Raw genomic sequence first — 24546 nt, forward strand, 5'->3', positions numbered from 1 at the left:
GCGATAGTCGCCATGGCGACCATCGCCGCTCACAGGGCGGGTTACCCTTTCGCGACGCACCTGCGAACCCGGGAGGACGCGATGGGCGCGCGCCCCCTGGTGCGCAAGGGAGTCGAGCCGCTGTGGGCCCAGCTCCTCGCCGACCTGCGGGACCGGCTGGAGGCCCACGAGTTCGACTCGGCCTTCCCCGGCGAGCTCGCTCTCGTCGCCGAGTACAAGGTCAGCAGGCACACCGTCCGCGAGGCGCTGCGCAGGCTGCGCGAGGAGGGCCTGGTCGTCGCCGGGCGGGGGCGGACGCCGCGGCTGGCCGGGCCGGTCGAGATCGAGCAGCAGCTCGGGTCGCTCTACAGCCTCTTCTCCGCCGTCGAGTCGACCGGGCGGGAGCAGCGCAGCGTCGTCCGGACGCTCGACGTCCGGGCGGACGGGGTCGTCGCCGCGCGGCTCGGGCTGGAGGAGTCCACCCCGCTGGTGCACCTCGAGCGGTTGCGCCTCGCCGAGGGCGAGCCGCTGGCCGTGGACCGGGTCTGGCTGCCCGAGGAGGTCGCGGCCCCGCTGCTCGACGTCGACTTCACCCACACCGGCGTCTACCCCGAGCTGGAGCGGCTCTGCGGGATCCGGGTCGCCGGGGGCCGGGAGAACATCAGGGCCGTGGTGCCCTCCGCGGAGGAGCGCAGGCTGCTGGAGATCGGCCCGGGCGTCGCGGCGTTGGCCATCGAGCGGTTGGGCCGCTCGCGCGGCGCGGCCGTCGAGTGGCGGCACACGCTGGTGCGCGGGGACCGGTTCACGCTGACCGCGCAGTTCAGCGCCAAGGACGGGTATCTCGTCGGCGCCACCCCATAAGTTGAGTTCTCAAGTATGCTGGGGGCATGACCGAACCCCGCTGGCTGACGCCCGCCGAGCTGAAGGCCTGGATGGCCTTCGTCGCGGCGACGACGCTGCTCGACGGTGCGCTCGACCGGCAGCTCCAGCGGGACTCCGGCATGCCGCACGCCTACTACCTGATCCTCGCGATGCTGTCCGACGCCGCGAACCACACGCTGCGGATGAGCGAGCTGGCCGCGGCCACGCAGAGCAGCCAGAGCAGGCTGAGCCACGCCGTCACGCGGCTGGAGCGGGAGGGCTGGGTCTCCCGCCGTCCCTGCCCGGACGACCGCCGCTCCACCTTCGCGACCCTGACCCCGGAGGGTCTCGACGCCCTGCGCCGGGCCGCCCCGGGCCACGTGGGCACCGTGCGGGACAACCTGTTCGACGCGTTGACCCCCGAGCAGGTCGGCCAGCTCGAGGCGATCTGCCGGGCGATGTTGGGCAGGCTCACCCGTGACCCGGACGCCACCCCCATGCCGGGGGTCTGCCCCTGAGGCCGTGTGCCGCACGCCGGAGGCCACGGCTTCCGCGCCGAGGCCGCCCCCGGCGGCGTTGTCCGCCCGACCATGGACGTCCAGTACACCGGCACGGGCCTCCGCCTTGCCGGAGGCGACCTCGATCACGGAATCCGTGGCCTCCGGCCTGCGGCACACGGCCTAGGCTGCTCGCATGCCGACTCTCGTGCTCCTGCGCCACGGCCAGAGCGACTGGAACGTGAAGAACCTGTTCACCGGGTGGGTGGACGTCCCGTTGTCCGAGGTGGGCGAGGGGGAGGCGCGCCGCGGCGGCGAGCTGCTCAAGGAGCAGGGCATCCTGCCGGACGTCGTGCACACGTCCCTGCTGCGCCGCGCCATCAACACCGCGAACCTCGCGCTCGACGCCGCGGACCGGCACTGGATCCCGGTCCACCGCGACTGGCGGCTCAACGAGCGGCACTACGGCGCGCTGCAGGGCAAGGACAAGAAGCAGATCCGCGAGGAGTTCGGCGACGAGCAGTTCATGGTGTGGCGCCGCTCCTACGACACCCCGCCGCCGCCCATCGAGAAGGGCTCGCAGTGGTCGCAGGACGCCGACCCGCGCTACGCCGGGATCGACGCGCCGCTGACCGAGTGCCTCGCGGACGTCGTCGTGCGGATGCGGCCGTACTGGGACGAGGCCATCGCGCCCGACCTGCGCGCGGGCAAGGTCGTGCTGGTCGCCGCGCACGGCAACTCGCTGCGGGCGCTGGTCAAGGAGCTCGACGGCATCTCCGACGCCGACATCGCCGGGCTGAACATCCCGACCGGCATCCCGCTGCGCTACGAGCTGGACGACGCGCTCGTCCCGATCACCAAGGGCGGCGAGTACCTGGATCCCGCCGCGGCCGAGGAGGCCATCGCGGGAGTGGCGAACCAGGGTCGGTGAACGCCTCCTGAACGGGGGTCGAACATCCCCCGTTCCGGGAGTCAGGCCGCTCACCTTCGGCGGTTCGGGCTGGTGTTCGGCCTGGTCACCGGGCCTACGATGGGTCCGTGAACCCCGTGGCGTCCGCGAGCCTGGTCGCCGTCGCCCTCGGCTTCGGCCTCTGGGCGGGCGTGCTGATCGGGCGCAGCATCAGCCGCCGACCCGCCACCCGACCCGACGTCCGCCGGGGCCCGACCCTCGCCGAGCTGCTGCAGCGCACCTTCCGCACCACGGGGTCCGGGCTGGCCGTGCTGTCCGGCTCCGGCGAGGTGGTGCTGCACAACCGGCGCGCCGCCGAGCTGGGCGTGGTCCGGGCCGGGCGGCCGGACCCCCGCGCCTGGGCCGCCTGCAGGCGGGTGCTCGACGGCGTCGTCGCGACGGACGTCGTCGACCTCGCCCCGCTCGAGGCCCGCGGCAGGCAGCCCGCCGCCGTGATGGCCACCGTGCAGGGGCTCGGTGACGGGTTCACCCTGGTCGAGGCCGCGGACATGTCCGAGTCGGTGCGCCTGGAGGCCACCCGGCGGGACTTCGTCGCCAACGTGAGCCACGAGCTGAAGACGCCGGTCGGGGCCGTCGGGCTCCTCGCCGAGGCGGTGCTCGACTCCAAGGACGACCCGGAGACCGTCGAGCGGTTCGCCTCCAAGATCCTGCGCGAGTCCACCCGGCTCGGGCACCTCGTCACCGAGCTCATCGCGCTGTCGCGGCTCACCGGGGCCGAGGCGCTGCCGGACCTCGAGGAGGTCGAGGTCGACGAGGTCGTCAGCGAGGCGCTGGGCCGCTCCCGGCTCTCCGCCGAGTCCGCGCGGATCGACGTCACCGTCGACGAGCCGTCCGGGATCACCGTCGACGGTGACCGGACGCTGCTGGTCACGGCCCTGTCGAACCTGCTGGAGAACGCCATCGCGTACTCCCCGCCTGACGCGTCGGTGTCGGTGAGCCGCACGGTCGAGGACGGCTGGGTGGAGGTCTCGGTGACCGACCGCGGCATCGGCATCGCCCCCGAGCACCAGGTGCGGGTGTTCGAGCGGTTCTTCCGCGTGGACCCGGCCCGCTCCCGGGCGACCGGGGGGACCGGGCTCGGGCTCGCGATCGTCAAGCACGTGCTGGCGAACCACGGCGGCGAGGTGCGGCTGTGGAGCCGCCCCGGCACCGGCTCGACGTTCACCATGCGACTCCCCGCGGCCCGACCGGTGGCGGGCGACCGAGATCCGGCCGGGGCATCCGGCGTCGGGGGTGTCTGATGAGCCCCCGACGGCCCGCGAAGTCCCAGGCGGGCACCTCGCGGCGTTCTCGTCGCGGCCGATCCAACCCCGGGATCGGCCGCTCCCCGGCCTTGCGGGCTACCCACCTGGAACTCCGCGGACTCGACGGAGGCCCATCAGACACCCCCACCTGGAGGATGAGATGACCCGTGTGCTGATCGTCGAGGACGAGGAGTCCTTCGCCGACCCGCTCGCGTTCCTGCTCCGCAAGGAAGGCTTCACCGCCGCCGTCGCCACCACGGGCCAGGAGGCCCTGGAGGAGTTCGACCGCAACGGCGCGGACATCGTGCTGCTCGACCTCATGCTCCCCGGCATGAGCGGCACGGACGTGTGCAAGGCGCTGCGCACCCGCTCCGCCGTCCCCGTGATCATGGTGACGGCGCGCGACTCGGAGATCGACAAGGTCGTCGGGCTGGAGCTGGGCGCGGACGACTACGTCACCAAGCCGTACTCGGCCCGCGAGCTGATCGCCCGCGTGCGGGCCGTGCTGCGGCGCGGCGGAGACGGCCCGGAGTCCGACGACGCCGGGGTCCTGGAGGCCGGTCCGGTGCGGATGGACGTCGAACGGCACGTGGTGTCGGTCAACGGCGCGGACGTCCCGCTGCCGCTCAAGGAGTTCGACCTCCTCGAGTACCTGCTGCGCAACGCGGGCCGGGTGCTGACCCGCGGCCAGCTCATCGACCGGGTGTGGGGCGCGGACTACGTGGGCGACACCAAGACCCTCGACGTCCACGTGAAGCGGTTGCGCGCCAAGGTGGAACAGGACCCCGGCACCCCGCAGCACCTCGTCACCGTCCGCGGCCTCGGGTACAAGTTCGAGGGGTGAGGGTCACGCTCGGGGCACGGTCGGGGCACGGGCCGGTAACCTGACCCGCCGTGCGACTGGGAGTGCTCGACGTCGGGTCCAACACCGTCCATCTGCTGGTGGTGGACGCGCAGCGGGGCGGCCACCCCACCCCGGCGACGTCGATCAAGTCGGAGCTGCGGCTCGCCGAGCACCTCGACGCCCGCGGGGCGCTGACCGACGCCGGCACGTCGTCCCTGCTCAAGGCCGTGGTGGCGGCGCGGGACTCGGCGGCCGACCTCGGCTGCGACGACATGATCGCGTTCGCGACCTCCGCCCTGCGGGACGCGTCGAACTCCGCGGCCGTGCTCGGCCGGGTCCGGTCCGAGACCGGGGTGGCCCTCGAGGTGCTGCCCGGGGAGGACGAGGCGCGGTACACCTTCCTGGCGGTGCGGCGCTGGTACGGCTGGTCGGCGGGGCGGCTGCTCTGCCTGGACATCGGCGGGGGCTCCCTGGAGCTCGCGGCGGGGCGGGACGAGCACCCGGCGGCCGCGGCCTCCCTGCCGCTCGGTGCGGGCAGGCTGACCCGCGAGTGGTTCTCCGCGGACCCGCCGTCCCGCCGCGAGATCGAGGCGCTGCGCGAGAAGGTGGACGCCGACCTGGCGCCGGTCGCCCGCGAGCTGCGGCGGGTGGGCGAGCCCGACCTCACGGTGGGCACGTCCAAGACCTTCCGCTCGCTGGCCCGCCTGACGGGCGCGGCGCCGTCCGGGGCGGGGCCGCGGGCCCGACGCGTGCTGACCCACCAGGGGCTGCGCCAGCTCGGCTCGTTCATCAGCCGGATGTCCTCCGGCGACCTGGCCGAACTGGAGGGCGTGAGCCCCTCCCGGGCGCACCAACTCGTCGCCGGGGCGGTCGTCGCGGAGGCCGCGATGCGGGCGTTGAAGATCACCGAACTCGACATCTGCCCCTGGGCGCTGCGCGAAGGGGTGATCTTCCGACGGCTCGACACGCTCGATGGGTCGACCCGTGGCGACCGCTCGGCGCAGGACGCGCCCACATCACTTGGACCCTTGACGCCGGAACAGGCACGGTGTAGCGGATGAGCTCCGAAACCGACCAGCCGCGCCAGCGCACGGTCGCCGAGCTCCTCGCCGAGAACGGCGGGGCGGCGACCGGGCGTCGTCGGCGCCGCCGAGACGACGACGACCCCGCCGCCGGAGGCGTTCCCGGCTCGACCGGGGAGGCCCCCGCCCCGGGCACCTTCGTGGGCCGCCCCGGCGGGCGCGCCGAGCGGCGCGCCGCCGAGGAGGCGCGGCAGCAGCAGCCCGCGAGCTGGTTGGAGCGTGAGGAGCAGCCCGAGGGCGGCGGCGCGGGCGGCGCTGCGGGCGGCGCGGGTCGGAACGGCGGCTACGGCGCCGGAGCGAACGGCGCTGGGGCGAACGGCGCCGGGGCGAACGGTGCCGGGGCGAACGGTGTGGGTGCCGATCCGCGCGCGGCCGGTCGTCGGCCGGGGCCCGCCCAGAACGGGTTCCCGCGCAACGGTTCGAGCCAGCCGGCCAGGCCGCCCGCCCCACCCGCCGCGATGCCGGGCGCCGGGGCGCCCGCGAACCCCTGGTCCGCGGCCGGGGACCGGTCCCGCAGCAACGCGCGGTCGGACTGGTCGCGCGGGGGCGTGCCCGCCCCCCAGGCCCAGTCCCCGTCCCAGTCCCCGCCCGCCCCCGAGCGGGACCGTGCCGCGCGCCAGGACTGGGACCGCAACGGCGCCCAGGCCTGGAACCGCGGCCCGGCGGCCACCCCCCGGACCAGCCCGCCGCAGGGCGCGCCCGCGCAGAGCCCCTGGCCCGGGCGTGGCGGCGCACAACCCGGCGCCGCGGGCGGCGCACCGAGCAACTCCCGCGGAGCGGGCGCGGCGAACGCGACAGGTGCGGCCGGTGCGGCCGGACTGTCCGGCGCGGCCTGGCCCGGCACGGCGGCCCGTCGAGGGACGGCCCCGGAACGCGAGACGGAGCAGCTGGGCAGGCTCGGCGCCGCCGAGGAGCCGCTGACCGCCCCGTTCACGGCGGCACCGGCGGTCTCCGACGGCGGCCCGCCCACCCAGCTGGGCGCCCCGCCGATCGAGGACGAGGACGCCGACGGCGGACCTCCGACGCAGCTCGGCGCTCCGCTCCTGGACGACGACGAGGACGAGGAGGGGGCCGGCACCGACTACGCCGCCCCCGCGGGCCTCGGCCGCCGCGCGGCCCGGGACGCCGACCACGTCGACGAGGACGAGGACGAGGACGAGGGCACGCCGCAGGGGTGGGCCGTCGTCATCGGGCAGTGGATCGCGGGCGCGCTGGTCGGCGCCGGGATCTGGGTCGGCTTCCGCTACCTGTGGTTCAACCTGCCGGTCGTGGCCCTGGCCGCGGCGGTGATCATCACCGTGGGGCTGGTGCTCGGCGTCCGGGCCCTGCTGCGCAACGACGACCTGCGCACCACGGTCTTCGCCGTCGGCGTGGGGCTGCTGCTCACCGTCTCGCCCGCGATCCTGGTACTCCTGGAGAGGTGACCACCGGCCCACCGGTCGCGCTGTCGACCGCCTCGGTCTATCCCGAGCCCGCCGCGGCGGCCTTCGAGCTCGCGTCCGAGCTGGGGTACGACGGCGTCGAGCTGATGGTGTGGACGGACCCCGTGTCGCAGGACGTCCGGGCCGTGCGGCGGCTGTCGGAGCGCCACGGGATGCCGGTGCTGGCCGTGCACGCGCCCTGTCTGGCCGTGACGCAGCGGGTCTGGGGGTCGGACCCGATCGCCCGGCTCCGCCGCTCGGTGGCCGCCGCGGAGCACCTCGGGGCGCGCACGGTCGTCGTGCACCCGCCGTTTCGCTGGCAGCGCCGCTACGCCGCCGCCTTCGCCGACGAGGTGGCCCGCGCGGGCGAGGTCGCGGACGTCCGGCTCGCCGTGGAGAACATGTTCCCGGTGTCGCGGTTCGGGGTCCGGCGGGTGCCGTACGCGCCCGGGTTCGACCCCACCGAGGTCGGCCACCGCTTCTACACCCTCGACCTCTCGCACACGGCCGCCGCGGGCACGGACGCCCTGGAGCTGCTGGACCGGATGGGCGAGGGGCTCGTCCACCTGCACCTCACCGACGGCACCGGGGCACCGCGTGACGAGCACCTCGTCCCGGGCCGCGGGACCCAGCCCTGCGCGGAGGTGTGCGAACGCGTCGCCGGCTTCGACGGTGTCGTGGTGCTCGAGGTCAGCACCCGGCGCTGCCGCACCCGGGAGCAGCGGGCGGCCCTGCTCGCCGAGTCGCTGGTCTACGCCCGGCTGCACCTCGCCGCCGCCCCCGAGCCCTCGCTCTGACGATCACGGGCGCCGGCGCCTGTGATACGACTGCCTGCATGACGACCACCGAGCGGCCGTTCTCGACGGCGACCGCCCTCACCGCGCACGACGGCGGCCGGTACACCGCGGAGCTGGGTACACGATTCACCATCGGGGGGAAGGCCCACGGCGGCCTGTTGATGGTGCTGCTGGCCAAGGCGGGGCTCGCCCGGCTGGCCTCCGAACTCGGCCGCGAGGTCGACCCGGTGGTGGTGAGCACGGAGTTCCTGCGCGCGCCCGAGCTGGGCACGGTCGACCTGGACACCGAGGTGGTCAAGCTGGGCAGGCAGGCCTCGATCGCCACGGTGCGGATGGCGCAGGCCGGCAGGCTCGTGCTGTCCGCCACGGTCACCGGCGGCGCGCTGCCGGACGCGGACCCGCGGTGGCTCGTCCCCACAGAGATGCCCGCCGAGCCGCCCGCGGACGCGCAGGAGGCGGTCCCGGACGTCCGGACCCCCGGGGAGGGGCTCGCAGCCGCCACCGAGGCCCGCTACGACGCCGGCACCATGGCCTTCCTGCGCGGCGAGACCGGCGACCCGCAGATCCGCGGGTGGATGCGCCCCCGCGGCGAGGACCCCGACCCGCTGTTCGCGCTGCTGGCGGGGGACGCGCTGCCGCCCACCCTGTTCAACCTCGGCGGCGACTTCGGCTGGGCGCCGACGGTGCAGCTCACCGCGCTGCTGCGCGCCCACCCCGCGCCCGGCTGGCTGCGGCTGGAGTCCCGCTCGGAGATGGTCGCGGGCACCTGGTTCGACGAGGACTGCACCGTCCGGGACTCCCGCGGCATGATCGTCTGCCAGGCCCGCCAGCTCGCCCTGGCGCCCTTGCCGCACTCGTAGCCCGGGCGGGAGGACCGGCCTGCGCGCGGGCTACCGTTCGGCGCATGACACGAATCGCCGTGCTGGGTGCAGGGAAGATCGGGGAGGCGCTGCTCGCGGGGCTGTTGGCGGCGGGCCGACCGGCGGCCGACCTCGTGTTCACCGAGCGGCACCCGGAGCGGGCGGCGGAGCTCACCCGGCGGCTCGGGGTCGGGTCCGCCGACGTGCCGAAGGCCGCGGCGGAGGCGGACGTCGTCGTGGTCGCCGTCAAGCCCCAGGACATCGCCCCGGTGCTGACCGACCTGAAGCCGGCCCTGCGGCCCGGGACGCTCGTCGTGAGCCTGTGCGCGGGCCTGCCGACCGCGCTGTTCGAGAGCGGGCTGCCGGAGGGCACCCCGGTCGTGCGGGTCATGCCGAACACCCCGATGGTCGTCGGGGAGGCGATGAGCGCGGTCTCCGGCGGCACCCACGCCACCCCGGAGCACCTGGCGCTCGTCGAGGAGCTGCTGGGCGCCGTCGGCGCGGTCGTGCGGGTCCCGGAGAGCCAGCAGGACGCCGTCACCGCGCTGTCCGGCTCCGGGCCCGCGTACTTCTTCTTCCTGGTCGAGGCCATGATCGACGCGGGGATCCTGCTCGGGCTGCCGCGCGCCGTCGCCGCCGACCTCATCATCCAGTCCGCCTACGGGGCCGCCACGATGCTGCGCGAGTCCAGCGACCACCCGGTCCTGCTGCGCGAGGCCGTGACCTCGCCCGCGGGCACCACGATCGCGGCGATCCGCGAGCTGGAGCGCCACGGTGTGCGGGCCGCGTTGATCGATGCCATCGAGGCCGCCCGGGACCGGAGCGTCGAGTTGGGACGCTCGGTGTAGGTGCGTTGACCCGAATGTAGGAGCACGTGTCACCCTGACGCGCGCCTGAAGACCCCGCGCGTGTGGCATGGTGTGTCGAAGGCGTCACACCGGTCCCGCTATCCTCACAGGGAACAGTGGGTGGCGAACGGGGAAGGCGGTGTCCGGATGGACGACCGAGAGCAGTCCGGCCGGCCCGAGAACCTCGCCGCGGTGCAGTTCCTGACCGTGGCCGAGGTCGCCGCGATGATGCGCGTCTCCAAGATGACCGTGTACCGGCTCGTGCACGGCGGGGAGCTGCCCGCCGCCCGGGTGGGACGGTCGTTCCGGGTACCCAAGCGTGCCGTCGAGGACTACCTGCGCCACGCGTACTTCGACGCGGGCTGAGCCGGCCCCCCGGGCGGCGGCGTCCGCCCGCCGGGTAGGATCGCCAGCCGGTAGTCGTCTCGCCGTGTGCACCCGCGTGCGCGGGAGTTGAGTGAAGCTGCAGTAGGAGGTACCGCGCATGGGTTCGGTCATCAAGAAGCGTCGCAAGCGGATGTCGAAGAAGAAGCACCGCAAGCTGCTGCGCAAGACCCGCGTCCAGCGTCGCAAGCTCGGCAAGTGAGGTACCGGGTCCCGTCCTGTTGAGGGCGGGGCCCGCTTCCGTTCCGCGACGAACACCCGTTCCGCGACGAGACAGGTCGTGCCCGTGACGCCTTCGGGACCGCAGCCCCTGGACCGGCCCTCCGTCGTGCTCGTGACCGGTGTCAGCCGCTTCCTCGGCGGCAACCTCGCGGCCCGGCTGGCCGCGGATCCCGCTATCGAGCGCGTCCTCGGGGTGGACACGGTCCCACCCTCGCGGGACATGCTCCGCCGGATGGGCCGCGCCGAGTTCGTCCGCGCGGACATCCGCAACCCCCTCATCTCCAAGGTCATCGCCGGTGCCGGCGTCGACACCGTGGTGCACGCCGCGTTGTCGGCGAGCCCCGGTTCGTCCGGCGGGCGCACGGCGATGAAGGAGATGAACGTCATCGGCACCATGCAGCTGCTCGCCGCCTGCCAGAAGGCGGAGCGGGTGCGGCGCGTGGTGCTCAAGTCGACGACCGCGGTCTACGGCTCCGGGTCCCGCGACCCCGCGTTGTTCGACGAGTCGATGACCCCCAAGGACCTCCCGTCCGGCGGCTACGCGAAGGACGCCGCCGAGATCGAGGGGTACCTGCGCGGCTTCGCCCGCCGCCGCCCGGACGTCGGGACCACGGTGCTGCGGTTCTGCAACTACGTCGGCCCGCGCATCGACACCGTGATGACCCGGTACTTCGCGCTCCCCGTGGTGCCGACCGTCCTCGGGTTCGACGCGCGCATGCAGCTCCTCCACGAGGAGGACGCGCTCGCGGTGCTGGAACGGGCGGCCACCCACGACCTCCCGGGCGTCTACAACGTGGCGGCGGACGGCGTGCTGATGCTGTCGCAGGCCATCCGCCGGGCCGGTCAGGTCCAGGTCCCGGTGCCCTCCCCGGCCGTCGGCCCGGTCGGCAGGCTGCTGCGGGGCGCGCGGATCGTGGACTACAGCCCCGAGCAGATGCGGTTCCTGCACTTCGGCCGGGTGGTCGACACGACCAGGCTCAAGGAGCGCTTCGGCTTCGCCCCGCGGTGGACCACCGTGCAGGCCTTCGACGACTACGTCCGCGGCCGCGCGCTGCGTCCCGTCCTCGGGCGGGCCCGGCTCGAGGCGGCCGAGCGGACCGTGCTGCGCGCCGCGAAGGTGCTCGGCTGATGGTGGAGAAGAACGGGAAGGGGGCTCGGGTGCCGGAGGCACGCGTCATCCCGCTGCACGCCGACGACACGGGTGGGCGCACGCGGTGGCGGCTGGGGGCGGGGGAGACCCGTCCGCGGGGCCGCGCCGACCGCGAACCGTCCGGACGCGCCCGCCGTTCCGACGCGGGCACCTCGTCGTCCTCGAGCACCTCGAGGACGACGACCACGCCGCGCCCGCGGCCGCCCGCGGACGACGCGCCACCGCAGACGCCGCCGATCGCGGTCGTCCCGGACCCGGAGCCCCCGGCCTGGGAGTCGGCGCTGGAGTCGGCGCTGCGGTTCGTGCGGCGCAGGCTCGCGGGCGACTACCCGGTCGACGAGTTCGGCTACGACCCCGAGCTCGCCGAGTCCGTGATCGCCCCCGTGCTCCAGCCGCTCTACCAGCACTGGTTCCGGGTCGAGACGATCGGGATGCAGCACGTGCCGGACAGCGGCGGCGCCCTGATCGTCGCCAACCACTCCGGCACCCTGCCGCTCGACGCGCTGATGACCATCCAGGCCCTGCACAGCGAGCACCCCGCGCGGCGGCGGCTGCGGCTGCTCGGCGCGGACCTGATGTTCCGGCTGCCGATCGTGGGCGAGCTCGCCCGCAAGAACGGCGCCACGCTGGCCTGCAACCCCGACGCGGAGCGGCTGATGGGCTCCGGGGAGCTCGTCGGCGTCTTCCCCGAGGGCTTCAAGGGGATCGGGAAGCCCTTCGCGGACCGCTACAAGCTGCAGCGCTTCGGCCGCGGCGGGTTCGTCTCGGCCGCGCTGCGCACCGGCGTGCCGATCATCCCGTGCTCCATCGTCGGGGCCGAGGAGACCTACCCGAAGATCGGCGACGTGGCGCCCCTGGCCCGGCTGCTGGGCGCGCCGTACTTCCCGATCACGCCGACCTTCCCGCTGCTCGGCCCGCTGGGTCTCGTGCCGCTGCCGTCGAAGTGGTACATCGAGTTCGGCGAGCCGATCGTGCTGGACCGCTACACCCCGGCGGACGCCGAGGACCCCATGCTCGTCTTCAACCTCACCGACCAGGTGCGCGAGACGATCCAGCACACGCTCTACCGGCTGCTGTCCCAACGCCGGAACGTCTTCCTCGGTTAGGGGGTGTCTGGTGGATCTCCAGCCGGCCCGCGGGGCCCGCGGACTCGGCATGGATCCACCAGACACCCCCTGGGGCTCCGCAGGGTGATCCGGTTCGAACCGCCCGCGGGCCCGGTCCTCGGGCGCCGCGACGGGGCCGTCGTCCGGGTGCGCGGGGTGCCCTACGCCCACGCCGCGCGGTTCGGCCTGCCGCGCCCGCCCGCGCGCTTCACGGAGCCGTTCCCCGCGCTGGAGGCGGGTCCGGCCGCGCCCCAGGAGCGGTCGGCGACGCTCACGGCGCTGGTCGGCGAGGTCACGGGCGGGACCGTCGGGGAGGACTGTCAGCGGCTCACGATCACCCTGCCCGCGGACGTCCGGCCGGAGGAGCGGCTGCCGGTGCTCGTCTGGATCCACGGCGGGTCCTACGAGACGGGTGCGGGGGACGCCCCCGTCTACGACCCGCGGGCGCTGGTCGAGGAGCAGCGGCTCGTCGTGGTGACCGTGGGCTACCGGCTCGGGCTCCTCGGCTACCTGGGCAGGGACGGCGTCGCGCCGGCGAACCTGGGGCTGGTCGACCAGCTCGCGGCGCTGCGGTGGGTGCACACGAACATCGCGGCCTTCGGCGGTGACCGGCCGCCGTCACCGTGGCGGGGCAGTCCGCGGGCGGAGACGCGGTGGCGCACCTGATGATGCCGTTCGGGGTCCGGTACGGGCGCCCGCCGCTGCCGCCGCAACGGCAGCGGGCGGCGGCCTGGCGGGCCTGCGCCCCGGAGATCGACCTGCTGTTCGGCGCCCGCACGGGCTGGGCGGGCGCCGCCCTGCTCGGCGACACCCCGTGGGCGGAGGTCGACGAGCTCGGCCGCCGCTTCCGCGCCGTCTGGGGCGCCTTCGTCCGCACCGGCGAGATCCCGGCCCCGGTGGCGGACGCCGCCCGGGACGTCCTCACCCTGAGCTGAGGCTCAGCGCTTGCGGTAGGCCAGTCCCGCGGCGACCGCACCCGCGACCGCACCCGCGCCGAGCACGCTCGGCACGCCGATGCGGGCGGCCTTGCGGCCGGTGCGGAAGTCCCGGACCTGCCAGCCGCGCTCCTTGGCCACGTCCCGCAGCTCGGAGTCCGGGTTGACGGCCACGGCGGTGCCCACGGCCGAGAGCATGGGCACGTCGTTCACCGAGTCCGAGTAGGCGGTGCAGCGGCGCAGGTCCAACCCCTCGGTCACGGCCAGCGCGCGCACCGCGTGCGCCTTCGCCGGGCCGTGCAGGATCTCGCCGACCAACCGGCCCGTGTAGTGCCCGTCGACGCTCTCGGCGACGGTCCCGAGCGCCCCGGTCAGCCCCAGCCTGCGCGCGATGATCAGCGCGAGCTCCACCGGGGTGGCGGTGACCAGCCAGACGCGCTGCCCGGCGTCGAGGTGCATCTGGGCCAGCGCGCGGGTGCCCGCCCAGATGCGGTCCGCCATCAGCTCGTCGTAGATCTCCTCGCCGAGCGCCACGACCTCGTCGACCGGGCGCCCGGCCACGAACGACAGCGCGGTGTCCCGGTGCCCCGCGATCCCGGTCTTGTCCTCGCGGCCGCCGACCCGGAACTTGAGCTGCTGCCAGGCGAACCCGGCCAGGTCCGAGGTGGTGAAGAACTTGCGCGCGGCCAGCCCGCGGGCGAAGTGGAAGATCGAGGCGCCGACCATCATCGTGTTGTCGACGTCGAAGAAGGCGGCGGCGGTCAGGTCCAGCTCGGCCGCCGCGAGCGAGCCCGCGGGCGGCGCGGTCTCCCCGGCGGCCACGGCGGCGGCCGCGGAGGCCTCACCCGCCCGCTGCGACCGGTCCAGCGCGCTGACCGACGCCATCACGTCGGCGGACTCGGCGACACCCGCGACCTGTGCCCGCCCGTCCGCGTCCTGCTCCCTGACCACCTGTATCTACCGCCACCTCGGAGTCGACCAGCCGGTCACCACAGTCCAGCCGGTGACCACAGTACCGACGCGGGCCCGCACGGAACGAGGGCCGCGCGGTGCCCCTCGTCGTGAGAGGAGCCACCGCGCGGCCCTGAGGCGGAGCTCGGTCTCCCGGGTCAGCCCAGCGTGATGGAGGGCAGGCCCGGCAGCAGCGGCGGCAGGTTGATCGGGGGCAGCAGCCCGCCGCCCCCGCCGCTCCCGCCGCCGTTGTGCCGGTCGTCGGATCCCGAGGAACCCGTGGACGAGCCGCTCGACGTCGTGGAGCTCGGGCTCCCCGGCGTCGTCGACGTGGTCGAGGACTCCTGCCCGCCCAGCAGCGGGTCGAGGAGGTCGCCCTCCTGCTGCGGGGCGGTGGTGCCGGTCGGCGCCGTGGTCTCGGTGGCCGACTCCGGCGTGGCGGACTCGGTGCCCGCCCCGCCGCGTGCGGACGACGACCCCGAGGGGCCCGCCTGCACGGCCGAGCCGGACGAGCGCGCGGCGTTCGGGGCCGGGACGCACGTGCCGGTCGCCGGGATCGGGCCGAGGTCGTCGACGCCGTCGCTGACCTCGGTGCACCCCATCCGGGCCTGCAGCGCGGCGGACCGCTCGGCCACCCGCTCCATCAGCCGCGCGGAGTCGGCCGCGCCCGGGACCTGACCGCTCCCGGACTGCAGCGCGGCGAGCGTGTCCGACTGGCGGTGCGCCCAGGCGCCCAGGTCCTCGAGGCTCGCCTCGCTCGGGTCCGGGCCGGCGAGCACCATCCGGGAGCCTTCGCTCGCGGCGGTGTCGAAGGCCCGCAGCGCGGCCTCGTAGGTCGCGGCGTCCGGGGTCCGGCCCGCCTGGCGCAGCGACTCGATCTCGGCCAGCCGGGTCGCGGCGATGTCGAGATGGCGCTTCGCCTGGGCGGCGTCCCCGAAGGTGAAGGCCGAGCCCGTGGACTCGGACATCAGCTTCATGGAGTAGAGCGAGTCCCCGGGCAGCGCGCCCTGGCTCATCGCCGCGGTGCCGCCGACCAGCGCGACCAGCCCGGCCGCCGCGGCCGCGCCGACCAGCGCGACGCGCCGCCCGGTCTTGGGCCGCCGCGGGTTCTCCGGGTGGTTGGCGGGCAGGTTGTGCCGCTTGCGGCCCTTGCGGCCGACCATCGAGACGACGTCGGCGACCGGCTCGGCGACCGGCTCGGCGTCCTCGGGCGCGGGCTCCTCGTCCCGGGCCGCGGCGATCACCTGGGTCGGGCCGAGGTCGACGGGCGGGATCGGCGCCATGACGGCGGTGCGCTCCGCGTCGGACTCGGGCGGAGCGGTCTGCCACTCCTGCTCGAGGCGGGCGAAGAAGTCCCCCCGCATGCGGTCGGCCGCGTCCGGGTCCGGGCTGAGGTCGACACGGCTGCGGTCGAGGGCGGCCGCGAGCGCGAGCTCGTGCTCCAGCTCCTCGTCCGGGCCGTAGTACAGCTCGGCGTCCCAGCGCTCCTCGTCGGAGCCCCATCGTCCCGAGGCCATGTTCGCCGTCCTCACTGCATCCCTGCGCTGTTCGCCTGCGCTCGGCCCGATCGGGGCCTCGCGCTCCATCGACGTTCACCCACACAACGAGGCGAACGGTCGTCGGTTACGGCACAGGGACCGTTCACCGCTTGGTGTAGGTCACTCGCCGCAGGAGTAACGACAAGCATGTAGTTCGCGATATGTGGCGCACTCATCGCGGAGGCGGAGCTCGCGGGGTCGACCCTCATCGGAGCCCCTCCGGCATGAGCTGCGCCAGCCGACGGACGGCGCGGTGCTGGAGGGCCTTGACCGCGCCCTCCGCGCGGTTCATCCGCTCGGCGGTCTCGGCGACGGAGAGCCCCTGGAGGAAGCGCATCCGGATGCAGTCCTGCTGGTCGGCGTTGAGCTTCTCGATCGCCTTGAGCAGCTCGGAGTTCGTGGCGTTCTCGATGACCTGCTGCTCGGGGCCGTGCGTGGTCGGGGAGTGCTCGACCATGTCGGCCGTCGTGGACTCCAGTCGGTAGCGGCTGGACTTCACGTGGTCGAAGATCAGGTTCCGGGCGATGGTGACGAACCACGCCCCGATGTCGCGGCCCTGGTAGCTGACCGACGAGATGCGGCGCAGCGCGCGCAGGAAGGTCTCCTGGGTGAGGTCCTCGGCCAGGGTGCGGTCACCCAGCCGGAACAGCACGTACCGGAACACGACGTCCTGGTACCGCGCGTACAGCTCGCGGAACGCGTCCTGGTCGCCCGCCTGGCAGGCCTTGACCAGGACCCAGCTGCCCATGGACTCGTCGTTGGGGTCCGGCATGGCCTGGGCCTGCGGGGCCTGGGTGGCCTCGGGGGCCTGCGCGGCCTGCGGCGGCTGCGTCCGACCCGGCGGCGGTCCGCCCGCGGGCGGCCGTCCCTGGACGGGCGGCGCCTGCGGCCGCGAGAAGGGAGGAGCGACGGGGGGAGCGGTCACGGGCGCCTGCCGGGGAGTGGGCCGACCGTCCACCGCCGCGCGGCCGAGGCTCGCGGTGGCGGTGTGGTCGGGCTGGGCCGGGGGAGCGGAGGTCTCCGGGGTACCGGGGACGACGTCGGCGGGGGTACCGGGCGGCGGGGCCGCGGGGAGCTCGGCCCCGCCCGCGCCGGTGCGGGCCACGCCGGGTCCGACCTGCCTGGGCAGGCCGGACCACGCCGCGGAACCCCGTCCGGAGGAGACCTGACCCGCGGAGCCGAACCGCTCCACCGGGAGCAGTCCCTCGGGTCGCATCGAGGAGGTCATGAAGCCTGGGCGACCCGGTCGCGAAGGGCGGGACCGGGGCGGCACCCGGGAACCCGCGGTGCGCCGGCGACAGACTGCATGCCACTCCCTTGGGTGAGGTCTCGTGCCGTTCCCGCAGGAGCGGCGTTGGAAGGTTGTGGGGGTGGACCCTAGGGGAGCCCGGCGCCACCACCGAGGGCGCCACCGCTCGCCGAGTCTCTTATCCGGTGAGCGGACGGTCACGCGCGGTCAACGTGGTGGTAGCGCAGTGTGTCCGGTCGATCGCACCGAATCGGGCGTGTCGGCGCACCGTCGGGCGCATGCCCCTTGCGCCCTACGGCCCCGCCCCGCAACGCCACTAGTCTTGCCGGGGTGCAGCCAACCGAGTCGGTCTCCCACCTCGGCGCGCTGGTCCGCCGCGCGGCGGTCCGGGCACCCGAGCACGCCGCGGTCGTGGACGTCACCGCCGGACGCACGCTGACCTGGGCGGAGCTCGACGCCGCCGCGAGCGCCGAGGCCGCGCGCCTCGCCGCCGCCGGGATCGCGCCGGGGGACCGGGTCGTGCTGGTCCTGCCCAACGGGGTCGGCTTCTGCGTCGCCCTGTTCGGGGCGCTGCGGGCCGGGGCGATCGCGGTCCCCGTCGGTCAGCGGTCCGTGGCGCGCGAGGTCGCCGAGATCCTCGCGGACGCCCGCCCCGCAGCGGTCGTCACGGAGGCGGGCGTGGCCGCGGACGTCGCCGCGGAGGCGGCCGTCCCGGTGCTGTCGCCGCCGGACCCGGACGCCCGGACGGGTGAGCCGCTCGCCGACCCGCCGGGCGGCGAGGCGATCGCCCTGCTCGTCTACACCTCCGGCACCACCGGACGCCCCCGCGGCGTCCAGCTGTCGCACCGGGCGCTGCTCGCGAACCGGGAGCAGACCGCCGCCCTGCGGCCCGCGCCGGTCACCCCCGCGGACCGGGTGCTGCTCGCGCTCCCGCTGTTCCACAGCTTCGGCCTGGCGGCGGGCCTGCTGCAGGTCGCCTGGTCCGGGGCCACCGCGGTGCTCACCGAGCGGTTCGACCCGCAGGCCACCCCGGCGATCCTGCGCGAGCACCGGGTGAGCGGGGTCGCGGGCGTGCCGTCGATGTACCGGGCCCTGCTGGACGTCGACCCCGCCGAGCTGCGCGCGGCCCTGGAGGGCGTCCGCATCTGCACCTCGGGCGGCGCGCCGCTGCCCCCCGCGTGGATGACGGCGTTCCGCGAGGCCACCGGGATGGAGGTCCTGGAGGGCTACGGGCTGTCCGAGGCGGGGCCGGTGGTCACCAGCACCGTGCCCGGCCGGTCCAAGCCCGGTTCGGTGGGGCGCCCGCTGCCCGGCGTCGAGCTGCGGTTGGTCGACGCCGAGGGGCAGCCGCTCGCGGACCGGCCCGCCGAGGAGCTGGAGGAGGGAGACCCCTCGGACGACTTCTCCGACACCGGGGACGACACCGGGCTGGTGTCCGTCCGCGGCCCCAACCTGTTCTCCGGCTACTGGCCGGACGGCGCGGGCGGCCCGGACGCGGACGGCTGGTTCCGCACCGCGGACGTCGGCTACCTCGACGCCGAGGGCGACCTCCACCTCGTCGACCGTTCCTCCGATCTGGTGATCGTCAACGGCTTCAACGTCTACCCGCGCGAGGTGGAGCAGGTGCTGCTCGCCCTCGACGGGGTGCAGGAGGTGGCCGTCGTCGGGATCCCGGACGACCGGACCGGCGCCGCGGTCAAGGCGGTGCTGGTGGCCGAGGGGGTGGACGAGGACGCGGTCCGGCAGTGGTGCGCCCTGCGGCTGGCCCGGTTCAAGCGGCCCACCGTGATCTCCTTCGTCGACGAGCTGCCGCGCACGCCCACCGGCAAGATCGCGCGCCGGGTCCTGGCGGTGACCTCGTGAGGGTCACCGTGCTGACGCGGGTGGGCTGTCACCTCTGCGAGGTCGCCGAGTCCGACGTGGCCCGGATCTGCGGTGAGCTGGGCGTGGAGTGGACCACCGAGGACGTCGACGCCGACGACGAGCTGCGCGCCGAGTACGGCGACATGGTCCCGGTCATCCAGATCGACGGGAGGACCCACGGCTACTACGCGGTCGAGGAGGCGCGCCTCCGCAAGGCCCTGACCTGACGGAGTGTGGCTCCACGATGCGGGGCGACGGTGGGGAGATCACCGTTTCGTCACATCCTCCGGGACCGCCCTGGCGGAGGATGGTCCGGTGAAGCCCTCTCTCGCCACGACCCTCCGCGCGCCCGTCGCGATCGGGGTGCTGCTCCTCGCGATCGTGGCCGCGCTCGCCGCCGGGCAGCTGGTGGCCGGGTTGGTGGCGCCGTCGTCGTCGCCGTTCCTGCAGGTGGGGGACGCGGTGGTGCGGCTGGCGCCTGCGCCCGTGGTCGAGTTCGCCAAGTCCGCGTTCGGCACCGCGGACAAGCCGGTGCTGCTGGTCGGGATCGGCGTGGTGCTGCTGCTGGTCGCGGTCGGCGCGGGCCTGGCCTCGCGCCGGTTCGCCACCGTCGGGCAGGTCACGGTGGGGGTGCTCGGCGTGCTCGGCATCGCCGCGACCGCCACGAACCCGACCTTCGCGCCCACCGACCTGCTCGCGCCGGTCGTGGCCGCGGGGGTGGGCTGGTGGGTGTTCCGCGAGCTGCACCGGCGGGCCATGGAGTACACGGGATCGGCCGACGGGATCACCCGGCGGCGGTTCCTCCAGGCCACCGCGGTGGTCGGCGGGCTCTCCGTCGTCGGCGGCGGCGCGGGCGTGCTGCTCGGTCGGCCCACGATCGACTCCCGCGCGGTCGTGACCGCCCGGCTGGCCGCCGCGTCGGTCGCCCGCGAGACGGGGGCCGGCACGGACTTCGGGCTCACCCCCTACCTCACGCCGAACACCGACTTCTACCGGATCGACACGGCCCTGCGGGTGCCCCAGCTGCGGGCCGAGGACTGGAGCCTGCGCGTCCACGGGATGGTGGACCGCGAGCTCACGTTGACCTTCGACGACCTCCTGGCCCGACCGCTCGTCGAGCGGACCGTGACGCTCACCTGCGTGTCCAACGACGTCGGTGGCGACCTGATCTCCACGGCCCGGTTCGTCGGCGTCGAGCTGGCGGACGTGCTGCGCGCCGCAGGCCCGCGGCCGGGCGCCGACCAGGTGTTCTCCACCAGCTCGGACGGCTGGACGGCGGGCACCCCCACCGAGGTGCTGCTCGAACCCGGGCGGGGCGCGCTGCTGGCCGTCGGGATGAACGGGGAGGCGCTGCCCACCGAGCACGGGTTCCCGGTGCGGATGGTCGTCCCCGGCCTCTACGGCTACGTCTCGGCGACCAAGTGGGTCACCGACCTCGAGCTGACGACGTTCGCCGCCCGCGAGTCCTACTGGGAGCAGCGCGGCTGGGGCGAACGCGGCCCGATCAAGACCGAGGCCCGCATCGACCTCCCGCGCCCGTTCGCCGCCGTGCCCGCGGGCGCGGTCACGGTCGCCGGGATCGCGTGGTCGCAGCCGCGCGGGATCTCGCGGGTGGAGTACAGCGTCGACGGCGGGCCCTGGGCCGAGGCCGAGCTGGCCGACACGGTCGGGGGCGACACGTGGCGGATGTGGCGGGGTTCCGTCGAGGTCGGCGCGGGCAGCCATACGATGCGCGTCCGGGCGACCGACGGGACGGGTGCGCTGCAGACCGAGCGGGCCGCAGACGTCCTGCCGGACGGCGCGACCGGCTGGCCTGCGGTGATCTTCACCGCGCGGTAGACGAGGGCGACAGACGAGGTGGACATGAGGAAGCTCTGGGCGGTACTCCCGGCACTGGCGATCGTGGGCGCGTGTTCGGCGCCCAGCCAGCAGGCGTCGACCGCCACGGACGTGCCGCCGGTCCCGACCGTCGCCGCGCAGGGTGCGAAGACCCCGGCCCCCTCGCCGGACGTCGCCGTGGCGGCGTTCGGGCCCGGCTGCGCCGACCTCCCGCTGTCCGACGACCCGGGCTCGTTGGACAACGTGCGCCTGCAGCCGGTCGCCGCGGCCATCGAGTCGAGCCCGGAGCTGAGCAGGCTGCACGAGGCGATCGTGCGGGCGGGGCTGACCGACCTGCTGAACACCGCCCCGGGGCTGACCGTCTTCGCGCCGACCAACGCGGCCTTCGAGGCGGCGCCCGCCCTGTCCGACCCCGCCCGGCTGCGCGCGCTGCTGGAGTACCACGTGTCGAACACCCGGGAGACCGGCGCCCAGCTGCGCGCCGCGGGGGTCTCGCAGCAGCTCGAGGGCGGCGAGGTCCGGGTCGGCGGCACCCCGGAGGAGACGACGGTCACGGACGGCGCGGGCACCGAGGCGGCCGTGACGTGCGGGGACATCACCACGGAGAACGCGAACGTGTTCCTGGTCGACCACGTGTTGCAGCCGTCCTGAGCAGGCGCAGGCCCGGCCGGGCGCGGTGAACGGCCGTCGGCGGGCGACCACCGGTCGCCCGCCGTGGGTCGCGTACGAGACCACGCCGCGGACCAAGATCGCAACTTTGTGCGCACGTTCACGAGCGACTACCGTGTGATGGCGTCGCCGCCAGGGTATTCACCGCGTGATCCTCCGGCCGCGCAGGCCGTCGGCCCCAGCCCGCGGCCCATCGACGAGTAGGACACCTCGAGGAGCCGCCGCGTGATGCTGCCGCCGCAGGCCGACCCCGGTGACTCCGAGAAGGTCGTCAAGGTCATCCCGGAGGCGACCGTCGCCCGGCTCGCGGTCTACCTGCGGGTGCTCGGCCAGCTGGCGGACGGCGGCGCCGAGACGGTGTCGTCGGAGGAGCTCGCGGCGGTCAGCGGGGTCAACTCGGCCAAGCTGCGCAAGGACCTCAGCCACCTCGGCACCTACGGGATCCGCGGCGTGGGCTACGACGTGGCGTCCCTGCAGCACGAGCTGGAGAAGGTGCTGGGGCTCGACCACCCGCAGGCCGTCGCGCTGGTCGGGGTCGGGAACCTCGGGCACGCGCTCGCGGGCTACGGCGGCTTCGGCGGCCGCGGCTTCCCCGTCACCGCCATGTTCGACGTCGACCCCGACCTGGTCGGCACGCCGATCAACGGCATCGAGGTCCGGCACGTGCGGGACATCCCCGCGGTCTGCCCGGCGGTGGGCGTCACCATCGGCATGATCGCCACGCCCGCGCAGGCCGCCCAGCAGGTGTGCGACCAGCTCGTGGCCGCCGGCGTGCACTCCATCCTGAACTTCGCCCCCACCGTGCTGCAGGTGCCTGCGGAGGTGGAGGTCCGCAAGGTCGACCTCGCCGTGGAGCTGCAGGTGCTCGCCTTCCACGTGGCGGGGCGTATCAACGAGGGCGGGCCGACCTCTCCCCAGGTCGTGCACGGACGCAACGGATCGGCGGTAGCCACATCATGAGCGTGCTGGTCGTCGGCTTGTCGCACCACAGTGCGCCGGTCGATGTGCTGGAGAAGGTCGCGGTCTCGGCCGACGACGTGCCCAAGCTGCTGGACGAGATGGTCCGGCGGGCGCACGTCTCCGAGGTCACCCTGCTCTCGACCTGCAACCGGGTCGAGGTCTACGCGGTCGTGGACGCCTTCCACGGCGGCCTCGCGGACGTCTCCGAGGTGCTCGGCAGGCACTCCGGGCTGCCGATGGCCGACCTCACCGAGCACTTCTTCGTGCACTACGCGGGCTCCGCGGTGCAGCACCTGTTCTCCGTGGCCGCGGGTCTGGACTCGATGGTCGTCGGCGAGTCGCAGATCCTCGGCCAGCTCCGCCAGGCCTACGCCACCGCGGACCAGACCGGGACCGTCGGCCGGGTGCTCCACGAGCTCGCCCAGCAGGCGCTGCGCGTCGGCAAGCGGGTGCAGGCCACCACGGGCATCGACGGCGCGGGCGCGTCGGTCGTGTCCGAGGCCCTCGCGGACGCCTCGACCGTGCTCGACGGGTTGGCCGGGCGCAAGGCGGTGCTGGTCGGGGCGGGCGCGATGGGCGCACTGGCCGCCGCGCACCTGCGCCGGGCGGGCGCCGCCGAGATCACCGTGCTCAACCGCAGCCTGGACCGGGCGCAGCGGCTCGCGGAGAAGTCCGGCGAGGCGGGCCTGCCCGCCCGCGCGGGGCTGCTCACCGACCTGCCCGCCGAGCTGGCGGACGCGGACCTGCTCGTCGCCTGCACCGGGGCGATCGGCACGGTCGTCGAGGCCGGTGCCGTCGCCCAGGGGCTCGCGGGCCGCGCGGCGCCGCTCGTGGTGTGCGACCTCGGCCTGCCGAAGGACGTCGACGCCGCGGTGGCCGAGCTGCCCCGGGTCACCGTCGTCGACCTCGCGGCCCTGCAGCAGCGGCTCGCGGGTCCCGCGAACAACGGCGCCGTCGCCAAGGCCGCCGAGCTGGTCGCCGAGGAGGCCCAGCACTACCTGGCCGCGCAGCGGTCCGCGGAGGTCACCCCGACCGTCACCGCCCTGCGCCGCCGCGCCTCCGAGGTGGTGGACGCCGAGCTGCTGCGGCTCGACTCCCGCCTCCCCGAGCTGCCGGACGCGGTGCGGGACGAGTTCACCAAGACCGTCCGCCGCGTCGTCGACAAGCTGCTGCACACGCCGACCGTGCAGGTCAAGCGGCTCGCCGAGGGCCCGGACGGGGACAGCTACGCCGCCGCGCTGCGCACCCTGTTCGAGCTCGACCCGGGCAAGCCCGCCGCCGTGGCGGGCTCGTCGATCCGGGGCAAGGACGTGGCCGTGGCCATCGACGCGCCGGTGGAGGACGAGCGATGACACTCCGCGTGGGCACCCGCCCGTCCACCCTCGCGATGGCCCAGTCCGGCACCGTGCGGGACCTCATCAGCGCCGCAGGCCGGGACGCCGAGCTGGTCGACGTCCACACGACCGGCGACCGCTCGCTCGCCCCGATCGAGCAGCTCGGCGTGGGCGTGTTCGTCTCGCAGCTGCGCGAGGCGCTCGTCGCGGGCGAGGTGGACGTGGCGGTGCACTCCTACAAGGACCTGCCCACCGCGCCGGACCCGCGGCTCGCGCTGGCCGCCGTGCCCGTCCGCGAGGACCCGCGGGACGCGTTGGTGGCCGACACCGTGCTCGGCGCGCTGCGGCCCGGGTCGCGGATCGGCACCGGGTCGCCGCGGCGGACCGTGCAGCTGCACGCGCTCGGGCTCGGCCTGGTGGTCGTCCCGATCCGCGGCAACGTGGACACCCGGATCGGCAAGGTCCGCTCCGGCGAGCTCGACGGCGTGGTCGTCGCGGCCGCGGGACTGCGCCGGTTGGGCCGGGTGTCGGAGGCGAGCGAACTGCTCGACCCCCTGCAGATGTTGCCCGCCCCCGCCCAGGGGGCGCTGGCGATCGAGTGTCGGGCCGGGGACACGGAGCTGATCGAGTTCCTGTCCGCCGTGCTCGACGACGCGGGCGTCCGGGCGGCGGTCAGCGCCGAGCGGGCCGTGCTCGCGGCGTTGGAGGCCGGATGCAGCGCACCCGTGGCCGCCCACGCGGACGTGGTGGAGGACCTCGACGACGAGGGGCGCGTGGTCGAGCGGCTGTCGCTGCGCGCCGTGGTCGGGATCGGAGAGGTGACCGAGGGCGCACTGCTGCGCGCGTCCGTCACCGGGGATATCGAGAACGCCGAGAAGCTCGGCGCGTCCCTCGCGCTCGAGCTGCTCGACATGGGCGCCGACGAGCTTGCGCGCTAGAGAAG

26 protein-coding genes are annotated in these 24546 nt (G+C 74.9%); 23 read left to right on the forward strand and 3 right to left on the reverse strand.

Going from position 1 to position 24546, the window contains the following annotated elements:
* Positions 1–81: 81 nt before the first annotated feature.
* From BLS43_RS03220 to BLS43_RS30415, 16 genes are all read left to right on the forward strand, one after another.
* Positions 82–840, forward strand: coding sequence for a GntR family transcriptional regulator (locus tag BLS43_RS03220; protein WP_093076470.1), 759 nt, complete (start codon positions 82–84; stop codon positions 838–840).
* 26 nt (positions 841–866) lie between these two features.
* Entirely contained in the window at positions 867–1358 is a 492-nt protein-coding gene (locus tag BLS43_RS03225; protein ID WP_093076473.1) for a MarR family winged helix-turn-helix transcriptional regulator, read from the forward strand.
* Between the two features lie 175 nt (positions 1359–1533).
* Positions 1534–2268, forward strand: a complete 735-nt coding sequence (locus tag BLS43_RS03230) for a phosphoglyceromutase (protein WP_093076476.1) — start codon at positions 1534–1536, stop codon at positions 2266–2268.
* A 116-nt stretch (positions 2269–2384) separates the two neighbouring features.
* Positions 2385–3548, forward strand: coding sequence for a sensor histidine kinase (locus BLS43_RS03235; RefSeq protein WP_176921171.1), 1164 nt, complete (start codon positions 2385–2387; stop codon positions 3546–3548).
* A 163-nt stretch (positions 3549–3711) separates the two neighbouring features.
* Positions 3712–4395, forward strand: coding sequence for a response regulator transcription factor (locus BLS43_RS03240; protein WP_093076482.1), 684 nt, complete (start codon positions 3712–3714; stop codon positions 4393–4395).
* A gap of 50 nt (positions 4396–4445) precedes the next feature.
* A complete protein-coding gene (locus tag BLS43_RS03245; RefSeq protein WP_093076485.1) occupies positions 4446–5456 on the forward strand; it encodes a Ppx/GppA family phosphatase in 1011 nt (336 codons plus the stop codon).
* The gene (locus BLS43_RS03250; protein WP_093076488.1) at positions 5453–6901 is read left to right on the forward strand and encodes a Yip1 family protein; all 1449 of its coding nucleotides are present in this window, start codon (positions 5453–5455) and stop codon (positions 6899–6901) included. The genes BLS43_RS03245 and BLS43_RS03250 overlap by 4 nt, the downstream gene beginning before the upstream one ends.
* Entirely contained in the window at positions 6898–7695 is a 798-nt protein-coding gene (locus BLS43_RS03255) for a sugar phosphate isomerase/epimerase family protein (RefSeq protein WP_093076491.1), read from the forward strand. Before BLS43_RS03250 ends, BLS43_RS03255 begins: the two co-directional genes overlap by 4 nt.
* Before the next feature lie 38 nt (positions 7696–7733).
* Positions 7734–8555 (forward strand): thioesterase family protein, encoded by an 822-nt coding sequence (locus BLS43_RS03260; RefSeq protein ID WP_093076494.1) that lies wholly within the window; start codon positions 7734–7736, stop codon positions 8553–8555.
* A 44-nt stretch (positions 8556–8599) separates the two neighbouring features.
* Positions 8600–9403, forward strand: a complete 804-nt coding sequence (gene proC, locus BLS43_RS03265; RefSeq protein ID WP_093076497.1) for a pyrroline-5-carboxylate reductase — start codon at positions 8600–8602, stop codon at positions 9401–9403.
* Positions 9404–9550: 147 nt separating this feature from the next.
* Positions 9551–9769 carry a helix-turn-helix domain-containing protein gene (locus tag BLS43_RS03270; RefSeq protein ID WP_093076500.1) on the forward strand — a complete coding sequence of 73 codons (219 nt, stop codon included), beginning with the start codon at positions 9551–9553 and terminating at the stop codon, positions 9767–9769.
* A 118-nt stretch (positions 9770–9887) separates the two neighbouring features.
* Positions 9888–9989, forward strand: a complete 102-nt coding sequence (locus BLS43_RS03275) for a 30S ribosomal protein bS22 (RefSeq protein WP_010241351.1) — start codon at positions 9888–9890, stop codon at positions 9987–9989.
* Between the two features lie 84 nt (positions 9990–10073).
* Positions 10074–11138, forward strand: a complete 1065-nt coding sequence (locus BLS43_RS03280) for an NAD-dependent epimerase/dehydratase family protein (RefSeq protein ID WP_245707271.1) — start codon at positions 10074–10076, stop codon at positions 11136–11138.
* On the forward strand, positions 11138–12265 hold the full coding sequence (locus BLS43_RS03285) for a lysophospholipid acyltransferase family protein (RefSeq protein ID WP_093076503.1): 1128 nt from the start codon (positions 11138–11140) through the stop codon (positions 12263–12265). Before BLS43_RS03280 ends, BLS43_RS03285 begins: the two co-directional genes overlap by 1 nt.
* 84 nt (positions 12266–12349) lie before the next feature.
* A complete protein-coding gene (locus tag BLS43_RS03290) occupies positions 12350–12931 on the forward strand; it encodes a carboxylesterase family protein (protein ID WP_218129694.1) in 582 nt (193 codons plus the stop codon).
* A complete protein-coding gene (locus BLS43_RS30415; RefSeq protein ID WP_218129695.1) occupies positions 12919–13200 on the forward strand; it encodes a hypothetical protein in 282 nt (93 codons plus the stop codon). Before BLS43_RS03290 ends, BLS43_RS30415 begins: the two co-directional genes overlap by 13 nt.
* Positions 13201–13203: 3 nt before the next feature.
* Here the strand turns inward: BLS43_RS30415 and BLS43_RS03295 are convergent, their stop codons facing one another.
* The 3 genes from BLS43_RS03295 to BLS43_RS29800 form a co-directional block, all read right to left on the reverse strand.
* The gene (locus tag BLS43_RS03295; RefSeq protein ID WP_093077395.1) at positions 13204–14085 is read right to left on the reverse strand and encodes an HAD family hydrolase; all 882 of its coding nucleotides are present in this window, start codon (positions 14083–14085) and stop codon (positions 13204–13206) included.
* A 224-nt stretch (positions 14086–14309) separates the two neighbouring features.
* On the reverse strand, positions 14310–15668 hold the full coding sequence (locus tag BLS43_RS03300) for a DUF5667 domain-containing protein (RefSeq protein WP_093076506.1): 1359 nt from the start codon (positions 15666–15668) through the stop codon (positions 14310–14312).
* A gap of 226 nt (positions 15669–15894) precedes the next feature.
* On the reverse strand, positions 15895–16461 hold the full coding sequence (locus BLS43_RS29800) for a sigma-70 family RNA polymerase sigma factor (protein ID WP_176921173.1): 567 nt from the start codon (positions 16459–16461) through the stop codon (positions 15895–15897).
* An 807-nt stretch (positions 16462–17268) separates the two neighbouring features.
* Between BLS43_RS29800 and BLS43_RS03310 the strand changes: the two genes are divergently transcribed.
* The 7 genes from BLS43_RS03310 to hemC all read left to right on the forward strand — a co-directional run bounded on the left by BLS43_RS03310 (position 17269) and on the right by hemC (position 24541).
* The gene (locus BLS43_RS03310; RefSeq protein WP_093076509.1) at positions 17269–18801 is read left to right on the forward strand and encodes an AMP-binding protein; all 1533 of its coding nucleotides are present in this window, start codon (positions 17269–17271) and stop codon (positions 18799–18801) included.
* Positions 18798–19028 carry a glutaredoxin family protein gene (locus BLS43_RS03315; RefSeq protein ID WP_093076512.1) on the forward strand — a complete coding sequence of 77 codons (231 nt, stop codon included), beginning with the start codon at positions 18798–18800 and terminating at the stop codon, positions 19026–19028. The genes BLS43_RS03310 and BLS43_RS03315 overlap by 4 nt, the downstream gene beginning before the upstream one ends.
* 88 nt (positions 19029–19116) lie before the next feature.
* Positions 19117–20640, forward strand: coding sequence for a molybdopterin-dependent oxidoreductase (locus tag BLS43_RS03320; protein WP_093076515.1), 1524 nt, complete (start codon positions 19117–19119; stop codon positions 20638–20640).
* A 24-nt stretch (positions 20641–20664) separates the two neighbouring features.
* Positions 20665–21291: a fasciclin domain-containing protein gene (locus BLS43_RS03325; protein ID WP_093076518.1), complete on the forward strand. Its 627-nt coding sequence runs from the start codon at positions 20665–20667 to the stop codon at positions 21289–21291.
* 246 nt (positions 21292–21537) lie between these two features.
* Positions 21538–22269, forward strand: coding sequence for a redox-sensing transcriptional repressor Rex (locus tag BLS43_RS03330; RefSeq protein ID WP_093077401.1), 732 nt, complete (start codon positions 21538–21540; stop codon positions 22267–22269).
* Positions 22266–23621, forward strand: coding sequence for a glutamyl-tRNA reductase (locus BLS43_RS03335; protein ID WP_093076521.1), 1356 nt, complete (start codon positions 22266–22268; stop codon positions 23619–23621). Before BLS43_RS03330 ends, BLS43_RS03335 begins: the two co-directional genes overlap by 4 nt.
* A complete protein-coding gene (hemC, locus tag BLS43_RS03340) occupies positions 23618–24541 on the forward strand; it encodes a hydroxymethylbilane synthase (RefSeq protein WP_093076524.1) in 924 nt (307 codons plus the stop codon). Before BLS43_RS03335 ends, hemC begins: the two co-directional genes overlap by 4 nt.
* The last annotated feature ends 5 nt before the right edge of the window (positions 24542–24546 follow it).

The sequence above is a fragment of the Pseudonocardia oroxyli genome (genome assembly GCF_900102195.1).
GTDB lineage: Bacteria > Actinomycetota > Actinomycetes > Mycobacteriales > Pseudonocardiaceae > Pseudonocardia > Pseudonocardia oroxyli.

Coding starts and splice junctions, on each gene's coding strand:
- BLS43_RS03220 (WP_093076470.1), top strand. CDS start 82: ATGGGCGCGCGCCCCCTGGTGCGCAAGGGAGTCGAGCCGCTGTGGGCC.
- BLS43_RS03285 (WP_093076503.1), top strand. CDS start 11,138: ATGGTGGAGAAGAACGGGAAGGGGGCTCGGGTGCCGGAGGCACGCGTC.
- BLS43_RS03330 (WP_093077401.1), top strand. CDS start 21,538: ATGCTGCCGCCGCAGGCCGACCCCGGTGACTCCGAGAAGGTCGTCAAG.
- BLS43_RS03230 (WP_093076476.1), top strand. CDS start 1,534: ATGCCGACTCTCGTGCTCCTGCGCCACGGCCAGAGCGACTGGAACGTG.
- BLS43_RS03275 (WP_010241351.1), top strand. CDS start 9,888: ATGGGTTCGGTCATCAAGAAGCGTCGCAAGCGGATGTCGAAGAAGAAG.
- BLS43_RS03300 (WP_093076506.1), bottom strand. CDS start 15,668: ATGGCCTCGGGACGATGGGGCTCCGACGAGGAGCGCTGGGACGCCGAG.
- BLS43_RS03250 (WP_093076488.1), top strand. CDS start 5,453: ATGAGCTCCGAAACCGACCAGCCGCGCCAGCGCACGGTCGCCGAGCTC.
- BLS43_RS03335 (WP_093076521.1), top strand. CDS start 22,266: ATGAGCGTGCTGGTCGTCGGCTTGTCGCACCACAGTGCGCCGGTCGAT.
- BLS43_RS03240 (WP_093076482.1), top strand. CDS start 3,712: ATGACCCGTGTGCTGATCGTCGAGGACGAGGAGTCCTTCGCCGACCCG.
- hemC (WP_093076524.1), top strand. CDS start 23,618: ATGACACTCCGCGTGGGCACCCGCCCGTCCACCCTCGCGATGGCCCAG.
- BLS43_RS03225 (WP_093076473.1), top strand. CDS start 867: ATGACCGAACCCCGCTGGCTGACGCCCGCCGAGCTGAAGGCCTGGATG.
- proC (WP_093076497.1), top strand. CDS start 8,600: ATGACACGAATCGCCGTGCTGGGTGCAGGGAAGATCGGGGAGGCGCTG.
- BLS43_RS03325 (WP_093076518.1), top strand. CDS start 20,665: ATGAGGAAGCTCTGGGCGGTACTCCCGGCACTGGCGATCGTGGGCGCG.
- BLS43_RS03295 (WP_093077395.1), bottom strand. CDS start 14,085: ATGGCGTCGGTCAGCGCGCTGGACCGGTCGCAGCGGGCGGGTGAGGCC.
- BLS43_RS03270 (WP_093076500.1), top strand. CDS start 9,551: ATGGACGACCGAGAGCAGTCCGGCCGGCCCGAGAACCTCGCCGCGGTG.
- BLS43_RS29800 (WP_176921173.1), bottom strand. CDS start 16,461: ATGCCGGACCCCAACGACGAGTCCATGGGCAGCTGGGTCCTGGTCAAG.
- BLS43_RS03260 (WP_093076494.1), top strand. CDS start 7,734: ATGACGACCACCGAGCGGCCGTTCTCGACGGCGACCGCCCTCACCGCG.